The 15,607-nt window shown below is 35.7% G+C and carries 17 protein-coding genes and 1 riboswitch; of the genes, 3 read left to right on the top strand and 14 right to left on the bottom strand.

Going from position 1 to position 15,607, the window contains the following annotated elements; genetic code table 11:
- Positions 1–95: 95 nt before the first annotated feature.
- The 7 genes from Q5O73_RS00200 to Q5O73_RS00170 all read right to left on the bottom strand — a co-directional run bounded on the left by Q5O73_RS00200 (position 96) and on the right by Q5O73_RS00170 (position 7,326).
- A complete protein-coding gene (locus tag Q5O73_RS00200) occupies positions 96–770 on the bottom strand; it encodes an ECF transporter S component (RefSeq protein WP_243053107.1) in 675 nt (224 codons plus the stop codon).
- Positions 749–2,389: an ABC transporter ATP-binding protein gene (locus Q5O73_RS00195; RefSeq protein ID WP_302629315.1), complete on the bottom strand. Its 1,641-nt coding sequence runs from the start codon at positions 2,387–2,389 to the stop codon at positions 749–751. The genes Q5O73_RS00200 and Q5O73_RS00195 overlap by 22 nt, the downstream gene beginning before the upstream one ends.
- Positions 2,362–3,198: an energy-coupling factor transporter transmembrane component T gene (locus Q5O73_RS00190; RefSeq protein WP_302668788.1), complete on the bottom strand. Its 837-nt coding sequence runs from the start codon at positions 3,196–3,198 to the stop codon at positions 2,362–2,364. The genes Q5O73_RS00195 and Q5O73_RS00190 overlap by 28 nt, the downstream gene beginning before the upstream one ends.
- Before the next feature lie 29 nt (positions 3,199–3,227).
- Complete coding sequence (locus Q5O73_RS00185; protein ID WP_118589832.1) at positions 3,228–3,716, bottom strand: DUF4430 domain-containing protein; 489 nt, start codon at positions 3,714–3,716, stop codon at positions 3,228–3,230.
- Positions 3,717–3,833: 117 nt separating this feature from the next.
- Positions 3,834–4,931, bottom strand: a complete 1,098-nt coding sequence (locus tag Q5O73_RS00180) for a DUF4430 domain-containing protein (protein WP_302668775.1) — start codon at positions 4,929–4,931, stop codon at positions 3,834–3,836.
- Positions 4,932–4,960: 29 nt separating this feature from the next.
- Positions 4,961–5,146: riboswitch (cobalamin riboswitch) on the bottom strand.
- A gap of 59 nt (positions 5,147–5,205) precedes the next feature.
- The gene (locus tag Q5O73_RS00175) at positions 5,206–5,820 is read right to left on the bottom strand and encodes a nucleoside recognition domain-containing protein (RefSeq protein ID WP_021953546.1); all 615 of its coding nucleotides are present in this window, start codon (positions 5,818–5,820) and stop codon (positions 5,206–5,208) included.
- Between the two features lie 135 nt (positions 5,821–5,955).
- Complete coding sequence (locus Q5O73_RS00170) at positions 5,956–7,326, bottom strand: exopolysaccharide biosynthesis polyprenyl glycosylphosphotransferase (RefSeq protein WP_302668774.1); 1,371 nt, start codon at positions 7,324–7,326, stop codon at positions 5,956–5,958.
- Between the two features lie 298 nt (positions 7,327–7,624).
- Between Q5O73_RS00170 and Q5O73_RS00165 the strand changes: the two genes are divergently transcribed.
- Positions 7,625–8,977 (top strand): LCP family protein, encoded by a 1,353-nt coding sequence (locus tag Q5O73_RS00165; RefSeq protein WP_118589829.1) that lies wholly within the window; start codon positions 7,625–7,627, stop codon positions 8,975–8,977.
- A gap of 20 nt (positions 8,978–8,997) precedes the next feature.
- Positions 8,998–10,062: an undecaprenyldiphospho-muramoylpentapeptide beta-N-acetylglucosaminyltransferase gene (locus Q5O73_RS00160; protein WP_021953549.1), complete on the top strand. Its 1,065-nt coding sequence runs from the start codon at positions 8,998–9,000 to the stop codon at positions 10,060–10,062.
- Positions 10,063–10,197: 135 nt separating this feature from the next.
- On the opposite strand, the gene Q5O73_RS00155 is transcribed toward Q5O73_RS00160, so the two are convergent.
- The 4 genes from Q5O73_RS00155 to Q5O73_RS00140 form a co-directional block, all read right to left on the bottom strand.
- Positions 10,198–10,650: a hypothetical protein gene (locus tag Q5O73_RS00155; protein WP_021953550.1), complete on the bottom strand. Its 453-nt coding sequence runs from the start codon at positions 10,648–10,650 to the stop codon at positions 10,198–10,200.
- 94 nt (positions 10,651–10,744) lie between these two features.
- A complete protein-coding gene (locus tag Q5O73_RS00150; protein ID WP_021953551.1) occupies positions 10,745–11,473 on the bottom strand; it encodes a DUF4367 domain-containing protein in 729 nt (242 codons plus the stop codon).
- A gap of 33 nt (positions 11,474–11,506) precedes the next feature.
- A complete protein-coding gene (locus Q5O73_RS00145) occupies positions 11,507–11,923 on the bottom strand; it encodes an HIT family protein (protein ID WP_021953552.1) in 417 nt (138 codons plus the stop codon).
- Positions 11,916–12,557 carry a rhomboid family intramembrane serine protease gene (locus tag Q5O73_RS00140; RefSeq protein WP_302668773.1) on the bottom strand — a complete coding sequence of 214 codons (642 nt, stop codon included), beginning with the start codon at positions 12,555–12,557 and terminating at the stop codon, positions 11,916–11,918. Before Q5O73_RS00140 ends, Q5O73_RS00145 begins: the two co-directional genes overlap by 8 nt.
- 219 nt (positions 12,558–12,776) lie before the next feature.
- Between Q5O73_RS00140 and Q5O73_RS00135 the strand changes: the two genes are divergently transcribed.
- Positions 12,777–13,238, top strand: coding sequence for a GtrA family protein (locus Q5O73_RS00135; RefSeq protein WP_021953554.1), 462 nt, complete (start codon positions 12,777–12,779; stop codon positions 13,236–13,238).
- 28 nt (positions 13,239–13,266) lie between these two features.
- Here Q5O73_RS00135 and Q5O73_RS00130 read toward each other — a convergent pair whose 3' ends face one another.
- From Q5O73_RS00130 to Q5O73_RS00120, 3 genes are read right to left on the bottom strand one after another with little or no spacing between them, the layout of a single operon-like run.
- Positions 13,267–13,827, bottom strand: coding sequence for a DUF5662 family protein (locus tag Q5O73_RS00130; RefSeq protein WP_302624153.1), 561 nt, complete (start codon positions 13,825–13,827; stop codon positions 13,267–13,269).
- Between the two features lie 21 nt (positions 13,828–13,848).
- The gene (locus Q5O73_RS00125; RefSeq protein ID WP_021953556.1) at positions 13,849–14,643 is read right to left on the bottom strand and encodes a RimK family alpha-L-glutamate ligase; all 795 of its coding nucleotides are present in this window, start codon (positions 14,641–14,643) and stop codon (positions 13,849–13,851) included.
- Positions 14,644–14,653: 10 nt separating this feature from the next.
- Entirely contained in the window at positions 14,654–15,532 is an 879-nt protein-coding gene (locus Q5O73_RS00120; protein ID WP_302668772.1) for a RimK family alpha-L-glutamate ligase, read from the bottom strand.
- Positions 15,533–15,607: the final 75 nt, after the last annotated feature.

Raw genomic sequence — 15,607 nt, 5'->3', positions numbered from 1 at the left:
ATTGCTAACATATTCTTTTATCAAATTTCACACCGTATCATAGTAACACCTTATTATTGTTTATTCAACTTTTTTCGTCTTTTTTTTACCAGACCTTAACTAAACATTTTATACTTAATTTTCAACCGCTCCAGCTTCTTTATGGTGGCATTTGAAATTAAAAATAATACCACAAAAGTGGAAGCTGCATGAATTAAATTAAACCCAATTCCGCTTAAATATGTTGCCACAAAAGTTTCTGTTTTAGGGGTATCAGTATACATAAAAACCGTGGCTGTATCCAGTATAAATCCGTATATAACAAAGGTTGCCAGAAAACCGTATATGGAAATTATCCACTTATTGTAAGCATACTTTATGTTCTTTTTTGAAAATAAAACTCCTGATAAAAAGCCGATTATGCCAAAGGCTATCATCTGCCACGGTGTCCACGGGCCCTGCCCAAAGAAAAATCCTGATACAAAAGCCGTAAGGGCTCCACATAAGAATCCTGACTGCCTTCCTAACATGACCCCCGTTATTATAATAATGGCTGCACAGGGCTTTACCTGAGGTGTCATAAAAAACGCCAGCCTTCCCACCACAGCTAATGCCGTCATAACTGCCAGTGTCACTATTTCTCTGGTTTTTGGTTTTCTTTTTTCAAATGACCACAGGAATATAAATATGGATATGACAATAATGCACATTGACGTGAAATAATACCCTCTCATCATTAATCCATATATATCTATTGAGGCAGTATGCATTATACATTTTTCAGATAACATACAATATCCTCCATTTTCACTGCACCTTTAATGGTGCTTCTTGACATTTTTGCCACTGTAGTAGTGTAGAAATTGTTTGATGTAAAAAAATCTCTGCTATTATTTACTGCTATTAATTTTCCATCGGCAAACATTCCGCATCTGTCTGCGTACTCACCACAAAAATCCAAGTCATGACTTACAATAATAATTGTTTTGCCGTCAGCACTTAATTTTCTTAACAAGTTTCCCAGTTCTTCTTTATAAACTTCATCTATTGCCTTGGTAGGCTCGTCTAACAAAAGTATATCAGGATTTCCCATTAAAATCTTTGCCAGCGCCACCTTTTGCTGCTGCCCTCCACTTATATCATAGGGATGCCTGTTTAATATATCCTGAATTTCCATTTCTTCTATTAGACTGTTCTCACAACCTTCAAGTTCCTTAGAAACCTTGTCCCTGCTAAAGAGGTTTTGCACGCTTTGAGGAAGCAATGCCACCTTTCCCTTTTTGGCAATTTTTCCGCGATAAGGCTTTTTCACCCCGGATAAAAGCCACATTGTTGTACTTTTCCCCGTTCCGTTTCCTCCTAGAATAGCAAATATTTCACCTCTTTTTACGGAAAAATACAGGCCCTTTATTATATCTCTTTCATATTTTTCGTACCTAAACCACAGATTTTTACAGGTAATTGCCATCTCTTTTTTATTAATATCTGCTTGTTTATGATTTTCCTGAATGAATTTTCCCTTTGACGAATCCCCCTTCCTGTCTGACCGGTCAGTGGGGGTTTCTTTATCCTGTAATTCCCTTTCAAGCCATTTTCTTCCATCTTTTATGGAAACAGGGGGAGTACCTTTTTTGCCACATTCATAATAAACTCTCGTAGCATAAGGCATAAGCTTAGAAATCTTCTGATTTTTGATTTTATCTGCAATTTCTAAAGGATTTCCCCATTCCATGATTTTTCCATTATTCATAACCACCAGTTTATCCGCCATATCCAAAACATAACTTAACCGATGTTCCGACATAATAATGGTTACACCTAAATCTTCATTGATTTTTTTTAACATACTTACAAACTTTTCCGTTGCAATGGGGTCTAACTGGGAAGTTGGCTCATCTAACAATAAAATTTCCGGATTCATGGTCATTACTGCTGCTAAATTAAGCAGTTGCTTCTGTCCTCCTGATAATTTATCAGGCTTTAAATAATACAAATCCGTCAATTCAAAGTATTCTGCTATTTCTGCGGTTTTCTGTCTTATTTCTTCAGATTTAAGGCCAATATTTTCCAAACCGAAAGCCAGCTCGTGCCACACCTTATCTGTCACAATCTGATTATCAGGATTTTGCATAACAAATCCTATTTTTTCTGCCTGCTGCCTCTCCTTTAAATCCTTTATATTGATGCCATTATACAAAACATTTCCCGTTATTTTTCCATTAGGACATATAGTAGGCTTTATGGTTCTCAAAAGTGTACTTTTTCCACACCCTGTCTGACCGCATATAACCATAAACTCCCCTCTATGTATCTCCAGATTAATATTACATAAAGCAGGATTTTCCAAATATTCTCCCTTTTCCATATCCGGGTAGAAAAATGTTAAATTTTTGATTTCAATCTGCGCCATCTTATGCCCTCCAAAATATTTACCGCCATAGGGGTAACACACAAAAGTATATATGCCACGTAAACCATAATTTGCCCTTTTGTCCTAACAAAAGGATAATAATAGGTGTACAAATCTCCTGCTACCCACCGACTTATAACCACCCCAAATAACATTATCATCCACAGGCTTAATAAAATATCTCTTTTTTCTATTCTATAATTATTGTAATTAGTTCTTTTAGCACATCCATATCCTCTTGCCGTCATCGAATCTGCCGTATCCACGGAATTTTCCAACGCCCATGTTATGGTAATGGAAAAAATATGAAGGCTTGACTTTATTTTATTAAAGAACCCTTCCGGTTCCCCTTTAAGAGCCTTGTGGGTCATGGAAATTTCCTTAATTTTCTTTGTAAATTTTGACACAAACCTGAAAATCATAGTTAAAAGCAACGCCACCGATGGCATTATCGCTCCTATTAATGCCAGAATTTTATCCTCAGTCATTATTTCATTAAAGGTGGAAAGCCAGAAAATCATGGCTACTATTACCAAAGCTGCGAAAACTCCGTATACTATAGATTCCAGGGTTACGGGATCTCCCGTAAACATATAAAACAACAATGTTGCCCCTTTATGGGAAAAAAGCGGATTTATTACTGCCGAGGCCGTAAAAATAAAAAATGCCATAATACAAAACTTTACACTTTTTTGTTTTTTTAAATATATATGGTAAATTATGGCACACACTGTGGAAATAATCACCATTACCTGCTGCATTTGAAACATTGTGATTATTAAAACCACCATATAAAAGATTATGTTCACCACTGGGTGAAATCTTGAAAATTCATCTGTCAATTTTTTAAATCCTCTCCTAAATCACAGGTGTAATGCCACTCAATGTTGTCTCCATCCTTTATTTTGTAATCGCTACACCCCACATTTGGGTATTCTCCATTTACGCAATACATCCATCCTGACAGCTCCCCACAGGAAAATTCGTAAATATTATTAATTCCCTCTATATATGCAGTTCCTGTGGTAAAAGATGCTTCCATTAATATATTTTCATTTTTAAGTTCTCTTTTTAAAACGTCATAAACATTTTCCCCTTCATTAAAACTAACTTCTTTTTTCTTTAAAATAATTCCATCTTTTGGAATATAATCCTTAACTGCCTTATCAAGCTTGTCCTGATTATCAAAAATTTTGGAACATTCCACCATTATTGTGCATTTCTTTCCACTGTTATCCGGGGTTTCTTTTTTTCCACACCCTATAATAATTAAACTTAATACAGCAATTAAAACAAACAATATTGCCTTTTTTAAATAATATTTCATCTTTTCACCTTGGTTTACATAATTTTACGAATTTAATTTCATAATAAAGTTTATCGGAAGGGACTTTATTAAACTTCCTTCCGATATTTAAGTCTGATTCTAATATGTTTTTATAATTTATTTTTTGATTTTAACAGCTTTAACCTTGCTCCAGCTTCCATAGTATTTAATACCATTAACCTTCTTGTAAGCACGAACTGTTACATAACATTTCTGATTCTTTTTAAATTTCTTAGTTGTTAAGGTGTTCTTCTTTATAGACTTAACTACCGCCTTTTTGAATTTCTTATTGTTAGAATATTTGTACTGGTATCCTGTAACACCTTTGATTTTCTTAACAGCTACTTTTGCCTTAAGTCCCTTAACATTCTTAATTCCCTTAACAGAAGCCTTTTTAACAGTTGTTTTCTTTACAAAATCCTTCTGAACATTCTTAAGCTTTGTTAATTCATTCTTAACCTCTGTCTCTGAAGGATTGTACTTTTCAAGAACTTTAATTGCATTGTTATATTCTACCTTTACATCAGCATCCTTCATCATTGTCTTGTTATTTACAAGAGTTGCTGCTTCCTTTATAAGTTCATCCTTGTTAGCAAAGGTTACTTTCTTAATTCCTGTATAGCTTTCTGTGTCGCTTCCAATATCTGCACCGTAACCATATACTGAGAACTGCCATCTGATAACGTCACCGTCTTTAACAGGTGTTGAAGCTGCTCCTTCATTAGAAAATACATTATTTATGGTAAACATCCAGCCTGCCATTGTATGATATGAAGAACTTCCAAGGCCTTTGTTTGCGTATGAGTTTCCATCATTTGCTGTGTTAGTTGGTGCTTTAACAGGATTTGGATTGCCCCAAACTGTTGTGTCAGGCATTGCAGATATTTCTGCCGGAATGTTTATCTTGCCTGTATCTGCATTTTCAATGCTTGCAAGGTATCCATTGTCATCGTACTTAAATCCCTTTGCATCCATAACTCTCTTAAATACAGTATCTACTGTATCTCCATTCTGGATTTCTACCTGAACCGGGCTTACAAGATATCCCTGACCTATGGTAATTCGCTCAACAGTCATTGTTACAGTTCCTTTTTTTGCAACATTCTCAGCAGCAATAACAGCATTATCTGTTGTTTTAGCCGGCGTTGCCACTCCTGCCACTACCAACATACATGAAAGTAAAATGGCAAAAAATTTCCTTGTTATCTTATTCATTTGTTCCTCCTTCTTCGCCTTGCCTGCGAAATCCGGACAACTGTGTTGACGTATCCTGACTTTAGTTCAACCTACTAAAAGCGCCTTCCGGTTTTATCCGTGGCATAATGCTTTTTTCGTCCCTATTACAGTAGAGAAAGACTGTGCCGGATTTTCACCGGACTTCCCTTAAACTGAAAATTTTCCCTTACATAATCTGTATTGGATTTTCTTCAGACCACAGTTATTCCATGTATTTTTTACGTTCCTATTCTATAACACCCCCTATTTCCTGTCAATTTACTTTTCCCTTTAAGGTACATTTACACATTATTTTGCAAAAAATAATTCCCACCACTGTGCTTATGGTTGTGGCGAGTATTGCTGGTGCTACAATTGATGCGGGATTAGCAGAGCCGTATTGGCTTCTGTATGCAATCATATTTACGGGAATTAATTGAAGTGATGATATGTTAAGTACCAGAAATGTACACATTTCATTTGTGGAAATGTGACCGGGAATTATCCGCCCCTTTTGAGGTACCGGGTCTGCTGCAAGTTCCTCCATTGCCTTAAGACCTGCCGGGGTTGCTGCCCACCCCAGTCCAAGAATATTTGCTATTATATTGGTTGTAATGTGGGTTCGTGCTTTGTGATTAACGGGAAGTTCCGGAAACATCCACTTTATTGCCGGCTCTAACATTTTTTCAGCCTTTGCTATAAGTCCGCTTTTTTGTGCCACTTCCATAAATCCCATCCACATGCTCATTATCCCCAGCATTGTAATACACAGCTTAACCGATTCCTCCGCTGACTCAATGGCACCGTTTCCCACCTGTTCTATGTTTCCTGTCAAAAGTCCATATACCACACCAATAATAATCATAAATGCCCATATATAATTAAGCATAAATTTACCTCTTAAATGGTTGTTAATTAATAATATGATGGAATATTGGGGATTTATGTTACAGGCTTTATAGTATACAAAAACAAGAGCCATCCCATTAATTTCTAAGGGAATAGCTCTTGTATATTTTAATCTTTATGATTTTTCTTTTTCATGAATGCTGGCTGTTTTCTGATTTTCATCAACACCTTCTGTATTGTCCTTCATGAACATAATCTTGAAAGTCATTAAAATCAGCTGTATATCCATCCACATTTTGTAATGCTGAATATAATACATGTCAAGCTTTAGCTTGTCATATGGTGTAGTATTATACTTACCATAAACCTGTGCATATCCGGTAAGACCAGCCTTTACCTTTAATCTGAATCTAAATTCAGGAATTTCTTCTTCATATTCAGCAGCAATCTCCGGTCTCTCCGGTCTTGGGCCCACAACTGACATCTGACCTATCAGAATGTTAAACACCTGAGGTAATTCATCTAAATGTGTAGCACGAAGAATCTTTCCTACCTTTGTTATGCGGTTGTCATTCTTTGCTGCAAGTCTGGCGCCATCCTTTTCAGAATCAACCTTCATGCTTCTGAACTTTAATATTTTAAACACCTTACCATCCTTTGTAAGTCTTGGCTGTGTATAGAAAATCGGGCCTCTGTCCCAAATCAGATTGCCTATGGCAACAAGTATTGTAACCAATATGGTTGGTGGACAAAGAATAAGTGCGATAATTATATCCACAATTCTCTTTACAAAATCCTGCTCCCACTTAAGTCCCTTAACTTTAGTAACCAAAAGCGGTGAGTCAAATAATGTATTCTGACCTGCTCCCGTAATGATAATATCTGACAGTTTAGGAGTAATATATGCTCTCTTATCATACAAATAACAATCCTTGACTATTTTATTTCTCTTGGCACTTGGAATGTCACACAACAAAACTGCCTGATGGCTTTTTATTGCCTTCTGCAATTTTTCCGAATCCTCATCACAATGGATAGAGTCTTTTATGATATATTTATCTTTTCGCGTTTCTATTTTATTCACCAGATTATCAGGATCCCTGTCACTATATATAAGTAATATGTCCTTAGGCGGATACATCCATTTGTAAATGCCCATTGCCAATCCACACCATACAAGACAACATAAAACATTGTCAAAACACATTCCTATAATTGGTGCAGGATTTACCATTTTCATTGAAAGTAATGAAATCTGTAAGTAAATAATGAAGTTTGTAAACAGCAATGCAAGCAGCTGGGAGAACACCAGATTTGAATACTGGAGACTTCCTAATTTGAACGCCCCGTATACGTTACTGAATATAGTAAACATTAACGCATACACAAAAAGAAGTACCATGTGTCCTTTACGGAAGAATTCCTGCATCATTCCACTGCTATAATAATGGTCCCAAAAGTACCAAAATATAGCTGTTTGGGATGCAATTACCGTTGCAAGAAGCAACAAATAGATAATTCTTCTAAATGCTCTTGAATTTCTCATTTCTTCTCCTATTAAACTAATAAGCTGGCTTGTACCATATTTCCAATACAACTCCAGCTCCAAAGATAACATTATTCTACCAAAGCATACATTATTTGTCAATTAATGCTATGTCCTATGCCTTAGCCATTATGTTGTATCTTTGTTTTTTTTTAATTATGTAGTATAATGAGCACACACTTATTATGTACATAGTTTGTTCATTAATTTGTGTTTTAATTACTTTTGCAACAATTTGATATATCTTACGATAAAACAGATTTGTAACCAATCTGTAGCTTTAAAATTGGAGGTTTTTATGAGCAAAAAGCAAAACAGAGTTTCTGAAGCCAAAACCGGTGATTATGGTTACCGCTCCGAAACAAGGAATTTATCCAAGTCATCTTCTAAAAAACGTAAATCCGGTGGTGGAAAAGCCCTGGGCGTTATTTTAGTTATGATACAACTTATTTTATCTATTGTATTTACAGGACTTATTGTGTATAAGAAGCTTGCCTTTTTAACAGCTCCGGTACTTGCGGGAGTTATAGGGGTTCTTATTGTTTTTCTTGGTCTTGTATTTTTCCTTTTGCAGAAATCAGGCAAAGCTCCTGTTTTTGGAAAGGTCATCTCGGTAATTGTTATTATTATATTGTCACTGCTTATTTATTTAGTAGCGCCGATTCCTCAGATGTCCGGTTCAAAGGTGTCAAAGGATCCTTTTATTGTTGTAATTTCTGCAGCAGATACTTTTGGTGAATTGAATTCAAAAGAAAATACAAGAACTGATACTAATATTTTGGCTGTTGTTAATCCTAAGACTTATTCAGTTTTAATGATTTCAACACCTAGAGATTACTATGTTCCTGTTCAGGCAAAAAGTGTCGCTCCTGAGTCCTATGATAAGCTGACCCACGTTACCCTCTATGGAAACGGAATTGCCCACAAGGACGGCAAGGACCTGACATCCAGCGACTGGCAGTGGGCATATGAAGTACAGTGGCATCCGGGACAGGACGCTTTGATGGATACCTTAAAGTATTTATACAAATATGATATTAAAAAATCTGATTATCATTACGCAAAAGTAAACTTTACAGGTTTCGCCGACTTAATTGATGCTTTGGGGGGAGTTACGGTAAATGTTGAAATTCCTTTTTCAACTGAAGCTTATGCATCATATGACGCAAAGCATGAAGGAAGTAAGATTTATACTTACAAAAAAGGAAACATGGAAATGGATGGTGCCACAGCCTTAACTTATGCCCGTGAGCGTCACTCCTTTGCCAACGGTGATATGCAGCGTAACAGAAACCAGGTAGCAGTTTTAAAAGCTCTTGAGAAAAAATTATTAAGCGGCACAATGCTTATTAATTATAACAAGATTCTTGATGCCATTAAGGGAAGTTTTTCAACAGACCTTGATATTTCATCCCTTGCTAATATGCAGCTTTCTCTTTCTACAAAGAAGGATTACAATGGTTGGAATATTATGTCCTACAGCGTAACAGGTCAGACTTCCTGGCAGACATTAACATACACAGGTTCTTCAAAATCCGTTGTATTACAGGATGAACAATCAGTAAGCAACGCCACAAACCTTATTAATATGGTATTAAACGGTGACGATGCTTCTGCCATAAAAAAACAGATAAAAAAATATAATAAATAGATGTTTAATGGAGTAAGACAATGAAAAAAATTATATTAACAGGTGGCGGTACAGCCGGCCATGTCACACCAAATATCGCATTACTTCCTAAGCTTAAGGAATCCGGTTTTGAGATTAAATACATTGGTTCTAAAGGTGGCATGGAACAGAAATTAGTGGAAGATGCAGGTCTTGATTATTACGGAATATCTTCAGGTAAACTTAGAAGATATTTCAGTTTTAAGAACTTTACAGACCCTTTCAGAGTTATTAAGGGATACTTTGAAGCTAAAAAGATTATTAGGAAATTCAAACCTGATATTGTTTTTTCAAAGGGTGGTTTTGTAACGGTTCCTGTGGTTTTTGCTGCAAACAGATACAAAGTACCTGTTATTATACATGAATCAGATATGACACCGGGACTTGCCAACAAGCTTGCCATTAAAAAGGCAACTAAGGTTTGCCATAATTTCCCGGAAACAGCTAAATATCTTGGAGCTAAGGCAGTTCATACTGGTTCTCCTATTCGTGCGGAACTATTTACGGGAGACAAAATTGCAGCTCTTGACAAATGTGGCTTTACTGCCAACAAACCTGTAATTATGGTTACCGGCGGAAGCCTTGGTGCTGAAAATGTCAACAGGCTTGTAAGAGAAGCCCTTCCTGAACTTTTACCTGATTTCCAGATTGCCCACCTTTGCGGCAAGGGTAAATTAGATGAATCATTAGTAGGAACTTCAGGTTATGCCCAGTTTGAATATATTAGTGATGAAATGAAGGATTTCTTTGCAATGGCTGACTTAATTATTTCCAGAGCCGGTGCTAATTCCATATGCGAGATTTCTGCACTGAAAAAACCTAACATTCTTATTCCTCTTTCTGCAAGGGTAAGTCGTGGTGACCAGATTTTAAATGCCCGTTCCTATGCGAAGCAGGGATTTAGTGAGGTTTTAGATGAAGATGTGGCAACAAAAGATGATCTTATTGCCATGGTACATAAAGTCTTTGATAACAAATCACATTACATTGAATCCATGGAAAAATCAGCCGGAACCGGCGGAGTTGATAAAATTATAGGCTTAATTAATGAGATAACTGATAAATAAAATTATACACAAAAAGAAAGCGTGACCTGTCATAAACAGTAGCCACGTTTTCTTTTTGCTTTTATTTCAGGTATATACCTGTATTTTCTCTTTCTAATAGTATAGTCTGTATTTTCTTTTGTTTTTATATCCAACCTAGTATGTAACCGTTTTTGAGTAGCATGCAGCAGCTTCCGTAACTTTTGAACCGGAATATACCTTTACTACCACTCTTAACCTGTAGTCATAACCTTTTGTAACAGTAGGTTTCTTCTCTAATAAAAAGCTACCTGTTCCACTACAACTCTTTGTCCACTCTTTGTAAGTTGAAAAACTATCATCTTTAGATGTTGACCTGCGCTGAAGTGTTAATACCAATTCAGACTTAAGGTTTTTCTTCATAACATGTCTTCCGGTGCATATTGCCGTGCCACTGCTTAATATGGCTAAATCTGACGTTATGCTTGAAATATTGGTATACCGTAATTCCACATCACCGGGATTTGTAGTAGTTGTACCTGATTCCCCTATGCCTTCATCTGCATATACATTGCCTGAAAACAACAATGTCAAGGTTAATAGCATACATAACAATTTCTTTATTCTCATAACTTACCTCCTTTCGCTACATCCTTATAATTAACAACGTACGAAAAGGCAAATCGGAACAAAAAAATTTTACTTTTGTATATTTGCACAATTTTTAATTACATTTTTTAGTACTTTTTGCTATTTTAATTACAGTATCTTTGTCAATTTCATTTGCGGAAAGTTCAAAGAAGTATTCATCCTCTTTCCATGTTATGACTATATAATTATCTTCTTCTGATACTAATGCTTTATTTCCATTGATGTCTACATATTCCACCTTTGCGCCTTCTGTATCTACCTGTAATGTGGAATCTTCTGACATTTGGCTGAATATAAAACTCTTATCTCCACAGCTGTACTCATAATCCTTAATTCTTGTTGTACTCTGTGATTTTGTTAAAGTGAATCCCTCCGGAATATATGAAATTTCATATGTATTGTCTGTTCCTATGGAATATTCACTATTTTCTTCATTGTATATTGAACCTTTACTGTCATCACTAACAATTTTGGTATTAGTTGCAGATGATGACATTTTAAAATTCAATATTATCTCTCTAAGTCCCGGTACTGTAACAATTGAAATATTAATGAGAATCAAAATAACGGCAACTGCTGTAACAACCTTATATGGGAAGGCTTTTATGCCATTTCTAAGCCATATTTTTTTAAATTCTCTGTTACATATTTTTCTAAAGCCTTTAACCTGTTCCTCATCAGGATATGCAAAGCCATCATTAACATCATAATGCTCTTTATCAAGAATCTCCTGTCCCTTTATATTCATATATCCTGACAAAGCTTTTCTTAAAGTATCTTCCGTAATTTTTTCATCTTTCAATTTCAGTACCTCGTAACCTATGTATAAAATTAGCTATTTGCTTAAAATTTCTTTAACCTTACCTGCTAACTCATTTAAATAGTCACTATCTGCTGTTCCCTGTTCCCACTTAATATTGGCAGTATCACCTTCATAACGGGGAATAACATGAATGTGGAAATGAAAAACTGACTGACCTGCCATTTCCCCATTATTCTGTAAAATGTTAATTCCCTCACATCCGGTTGTTTCCTTAAGTGCCTGGGCAATTTTCTTTGCCACTGAGTATGCTTTTCCTAATAAATCATTAGGTATCTCAAAAACATTTGCCACATGTGCCTTTGGTATAACAAGGGCATGTCCCTTAGTTGCCGGCCCTATGTCAAAAATAACTCTTACATCATCATCCTCATACAAAGTAGTTGATGGGATTTCTCCTGCTGCTATTTTACAAAAAATACAATTATCCATAATAAATTTCCTCCTGTTTTCTTTTTTTAGGTCTGTATAAAATAAAAGCCAATAGCACACCAATCAGGGCTCCCCCTAAATGTGCCATCCAGTCTACGCCTTCTTCCATGTTTCCAAATACCATAAGGACAAACAATATAATTAATCTGATTGCAGTTCCGTTACCGTCTAATCTTCTGTTTTTGAAAATTATCACAAGCATCACCCCGAAGATTCCAAATATGGCACCTGACGCACCAATGCTTACAGGGGCATCATTTAACTTCATTTCAATAAGTGATGAAAATACTGCTCCACCTACTCCGCTAACCATATACGTTATAAAGTATTTAACAGCTCCATATTCCTTTTCCATCTGGTAGCCTAAAATCCCCAACATAAACATGTTGTTTAATAAATGCTCCGGACCTGAATGAATAAACATATGGGTAATAAGTCTATACCACTGTTCCCCTTCATATACACTAGGCCAGTACATTGCACCATGCTGATAAAGGTACATGGAATCCTCAGTGTCCCCAATCAGCTCCATCCCCAGAAATATTACCACGTTTATCACTATAAGCGCTATTGTCACATATGGCAGACTTCTGTTTACTAATTTACCGTTTTTATTGTAATAATATCTATCCATGCTGTGCGTCCTTTTCCACTTTATTCTGCATTTAATATAACATATTTTATTATACTTTACAAAAATAATTTATGGTATTATTATGGGGTATGTGCCTTTAAAATGCGCTACATTGATTTGAGGCGGAAACCAAATAAACGAAGTTTATTTATTAAGATGTTTCCGACGACTTGCCGCCGACCTAAGGAGGGGGCACTACATTAACTTAGGAGGAAACCAATGAAGACTATTAAAAATCTTTATTATCAATATAAGGAAATTATTATGTATTTAATTATGGGAGTTTTAACAACTCTGGTGAACTGGGTTGTATATGCCGTTACTGTCAGGGCACTTCCCATAAGCGGTGAGGTTACAAAAGTTGCCGTTGCTAACGTTATAGCCTGGATTGCAGGTGTAATCTTTGCATATTTCACCAATAAAATCTGGGTTTTTGAAAGCTATAGCTGGAAACTGAAGTTTGTACTTAAAGAAATGTCCATGTTTGTAGGTGCCCGTCTTATAACCGGTTGCATCGAATGGCTTGGAGTACCGGCGTTGGTTAAATTAGGACTTAACCAGAAATTCCTTGGAATTGACGGAATGTTCAGTAAAGTTTTAGTAAGCGTAATTGTTGTTATTTTAAATTATGTATTTAGTAAGCTGTTGATTTTCAAGAATAAAGAAAATCAGGCAGATTAAAAATAAAAGGTAGTTGGAGAATTTCCGACTACCTTTTATTTTTTCGTTGTTTTTCCTCTTTAACCCTTTTTCTTATATATTCAAAGGTTTCTTTTTCTCCCTTTTCATAATTCATAACAAGAAGTTTTGACAATTCCTCCTTTGTTTTGGGATTGATGCTTCTGTGAGGTGTTCTGTAGTTAAAATAATCCAGTGGGGATTTATCCGTGTAATTTTTCCCTTTATAGATTTTACTTGCAGCTAATCTGTCGCAAAACATTTCTGCCACATAATTATATGGCATTTCCACCGGTTCATTTCTCTTTGTTTCCAAATTATAATCCACCCAGTATTCGTAATGATGCCTGTTTCTTCCTTTATGGTGCATCCACGCCTTGGAATATCCGTATTCTTCCCTTTCGCCTTCGTTAGGACTTCGCTTGCCGGTATAATATTTCACTCCCGGCACAAACTCAGTAGGTGTATACTTTGACAAATCATGTCTAAGTCCCTGCCACAAAATTCCTGCTTTTGCACAGTTTGCTATAACCTTATGTCTATGTTTCGTTATTGTTCTAAAATGCCCAAACAGCCTTTTCCAAAAATTCATCTGTCACTCCTGATTTCAAATTTATTTTCTAACTTCCCTTGCAATATACTCTGCAAATAGTTTTACGATATGAATGTCAGTATTTTCATAAATCATTCTGGCTCCTACGGCATCCTCTATTTCATTAAAAACTGCCTTGCCTTTATGAAAAATAAAGTCAATTCCGGCGTAATCCATTGGCAAAACATTAAGTATTTTTTTAACCATTGAGATTTCATAATCCTTTAATGTATAGGGTTCTGCCTTTCCCCCTAAGCTATAATTGCTTTTGAAACTTTCAGCAGAAGTCCGCTCCATTGCCTGTACAATTTCATTTCCAATAACATACACCCGTACATCTCTTCCTAAATCTGAGCAACATTTCTGGAAAATAAAATCATTTCCCTTCATTTCATTTATAGCTTCATTCTTCTGCTGGAAGTTTTCAACCATAAAAACCTGGGTTCCACCGTGACCATTGCAGCTCTTTATAATATAAGGCTTTCCTGAACTTTCTGCTTCCTCTTCACTCATGAGAGGCATAAAGGGAACAATTCCTTCTAAATATTCATAACTTTTTCTTTTATCATTGGCTATTTCCGTTATTTTTCCACTATTAAAGACTCTTATGTTTTTTCCCTCAAAATATCTTGAAACATCAGCATTCCTACTACGGTTTATAACAAAATCAGGATTTTCAAGTTCTGCTAATTCCACCCTGTCAATAATAACCAATTCCACATCTATATTATATTCATTTAGTGTTTCTGTGATAAATTTAATAAATCTTTTATTTTTAGTCAAATCCTCTGTATTGTAAATAATGTACCCTTTCATTGCAACTCCATTAATTAATTTTCTTTAAAATATAATCAATAATTTTTTCTGCCACATTTACACCTGTGCAGTCATAAATGTTTTTAAAATGGGCATTGGAATTTACTTCGCACAAAACCGGTTCTCCATTTTTTCCAAACATTATATCAACCCCAGCGAAATCCAATCCTAATTTTTCGCATACTTTAAGTGCCATTTCGCATTGTTCTTTAGTTGGCTGATACTTTTCCATTGAACCCCCGTTAGTTATATTAGCCCGAAAATCATTCTTATTAACACGTTTCATTGCCGTAACAATCTCATTTCCCACTACATGTATTCTTACGTCCTGACCTTTAGAGCTTTCTATATACTCCTGCATAATAAAATCACAGCCACCGATTTTCTTTATTTGCTCCACAGCCTCATAGTAATCTTCCACCTTATACACCTGCTCCCCGAAAGAGCCTTTATTTTCCTTGATAATCATAGGATATCCCAGGCTTCCCTCTACCTGAAGTACAAAGGTGTAATCAGAATATTCTTTTTCAAAGGTCATTGGTGCACAGTAGGTTTTCGGCATTTTTATATCTGTGTTTTTTAGTTTTATAAAGGTAAGTGATTTATCATCACAGATTTCTATGGCATCTGCACTGTTAAAAACCCTAAAGCCTTCTGCCTCAAGAAGCCTTGCCAGTTTCACATCCTTATCCCAGAAAATAACGAAATCAGGTTTTTCCCGCCAGTTTACCTTTGAAGAATCTGCCGGAAGTATGGAATCTAACCTGTCATTTTCCAATATTCTCAGTTCACATCCTGCTTCCTCTGCCGCCTTTAAAAGCCATGCATATATTTCATCAAACTTTTTGCTCTTAAGATAACCGTTTACTATAAGCCATCCTTTTTTCATGTATGTTCCTCTTTTCTCTATACTAAATGTTTTGTAATTATTTCCCCATAACATCAAAGAACGGTTAAGGCCCCC

The organism is Eubacterium sp. AF15-50 (genome assembly GCF_934835595.1).
Lineage (GTDB): Bacteria > Bacillota > Clostridia > Lachnospirales > Lachnospiraceae > Eubacterium_G > Eubacterium_G segne.
Note: the sequence above shows the minus strand (reverse complement) of the source record. Positions and strands in the feature narration are given on the sequence as shown.

What these genes read in the sequence shown, in the direction of transcription:
- Q5O73_RS00170 (WP_302668774.1), bottom strand. Translation starts at nt 7,326, where the DNA reads ATGAGAAATTCAAGAGCATTTAGAAGAATTATCTATTTGTTGCTTCTT.
- Q5O73_RS00140 (WP_302668773.1), bottom strand. Translation starts at nt 12,557, where the DNA reads ATGGATAGATATTATTACAATAAAAACGGTAAATTAGTAAACAGAAGT.
- Q5O73_RS00200 (WP_243053107.1), bottom strand. Translation starts at nt 770, where the DNA reads ATGTTATCTGAAAAATGTATAATGCATACTGCCTCAATAGATATATAT.
- Q5O73_RS00160 (WP_021953549.1), top strand. Translation starts at nt 8,998, where the DNA reads ATGAAAAAAATTATATTAACAGGTGGCGGTACAGCCGGCCATGTCACA.
- Q5O73_RS00120 (WP_302668772.1), bottom strand. Translation starts at nt 15,532, where the DNA reads ATGAAAAAAGGATGGCTTATAGTAAACGGTTATCTTAAGAGCAAAAAG.
- Q5O73_RS00155 (WP_021953550.1), bottom strand. Translation starts at nt 10,650, where the DNA reads ATGAGAATAAAGAAATTGTTATGTATGCTATTAACCTTGACATTGTTG.
- Q5O73_RS00175 (WP_021953546.1), bottom strand. Translation starts at nt 5,820, where the DNA reads ATGCTTAATTATATATGGGCATTTATGATTATTATTGGTGTGGTATAT.
- Q5O73_RS00185 (WP_118589832.1), bottom strand. Translation starts at nt 3,716, where the DNA reads ATGAAATATTATTTAAAAAAGGCAATATTGTTTGTTTTAATTGCTGTA.
- Q5O73_RS00135 (WP_021953554.1), top strand. Translation starts at nt 12,777, where the DNA reads ATGAAGACTATTAAAAATCTTTATTATCAATATAAGGAAATTATTATG.
- Q5O73_RS00180 (WP_302668775.1), bottom strand. Translation starts at nt 4,931, where the DNA reads ATGAATAAGATAACAAGGAAATTTTTTGCCATTTTACTTTCATGTATG.
- Q5O73_RS00130 (WP_302624153.1), bottom strand. Translation starts at nt 13,827, where the DNA reads ATGAATTTTTGGAAAAGGCTGTTTGGGCATTTTAGAACAATAACGAAA.
- Q5O73_RS00125 (WP_021953556.1), bottom strand. Translation starts at nt 14,643, where the DNA reads ATGAAAGGGTACATTATTTACAATACAGAGGATTTGACTAAAAATAAA.
- Q5O73_RS00195 (WP_302629315.1), bottom strand. Translation starts at nt 2,389, where the DNA reads ATGGCGCAGATTGAAATCAAAAATTTAACATTTTTCTACCCGGATATG.
- Q5O73_RS00165 (WP_118589829.1), top strand. Translation starts at nt 7,625, where the DNA reads ATGAGCAAAAAGCAAAACAGAGTTTCTGAAGCCAAAACCGGTGATTAT.
- Q5O73_RS00145 (WP_021953552.1), bottom strand. Translation starts at nt 11,923, where the DNA reads ATGGATAATTGTATTTTTTGTAAAATAGCAGCAGGAGAAATCCCATCA.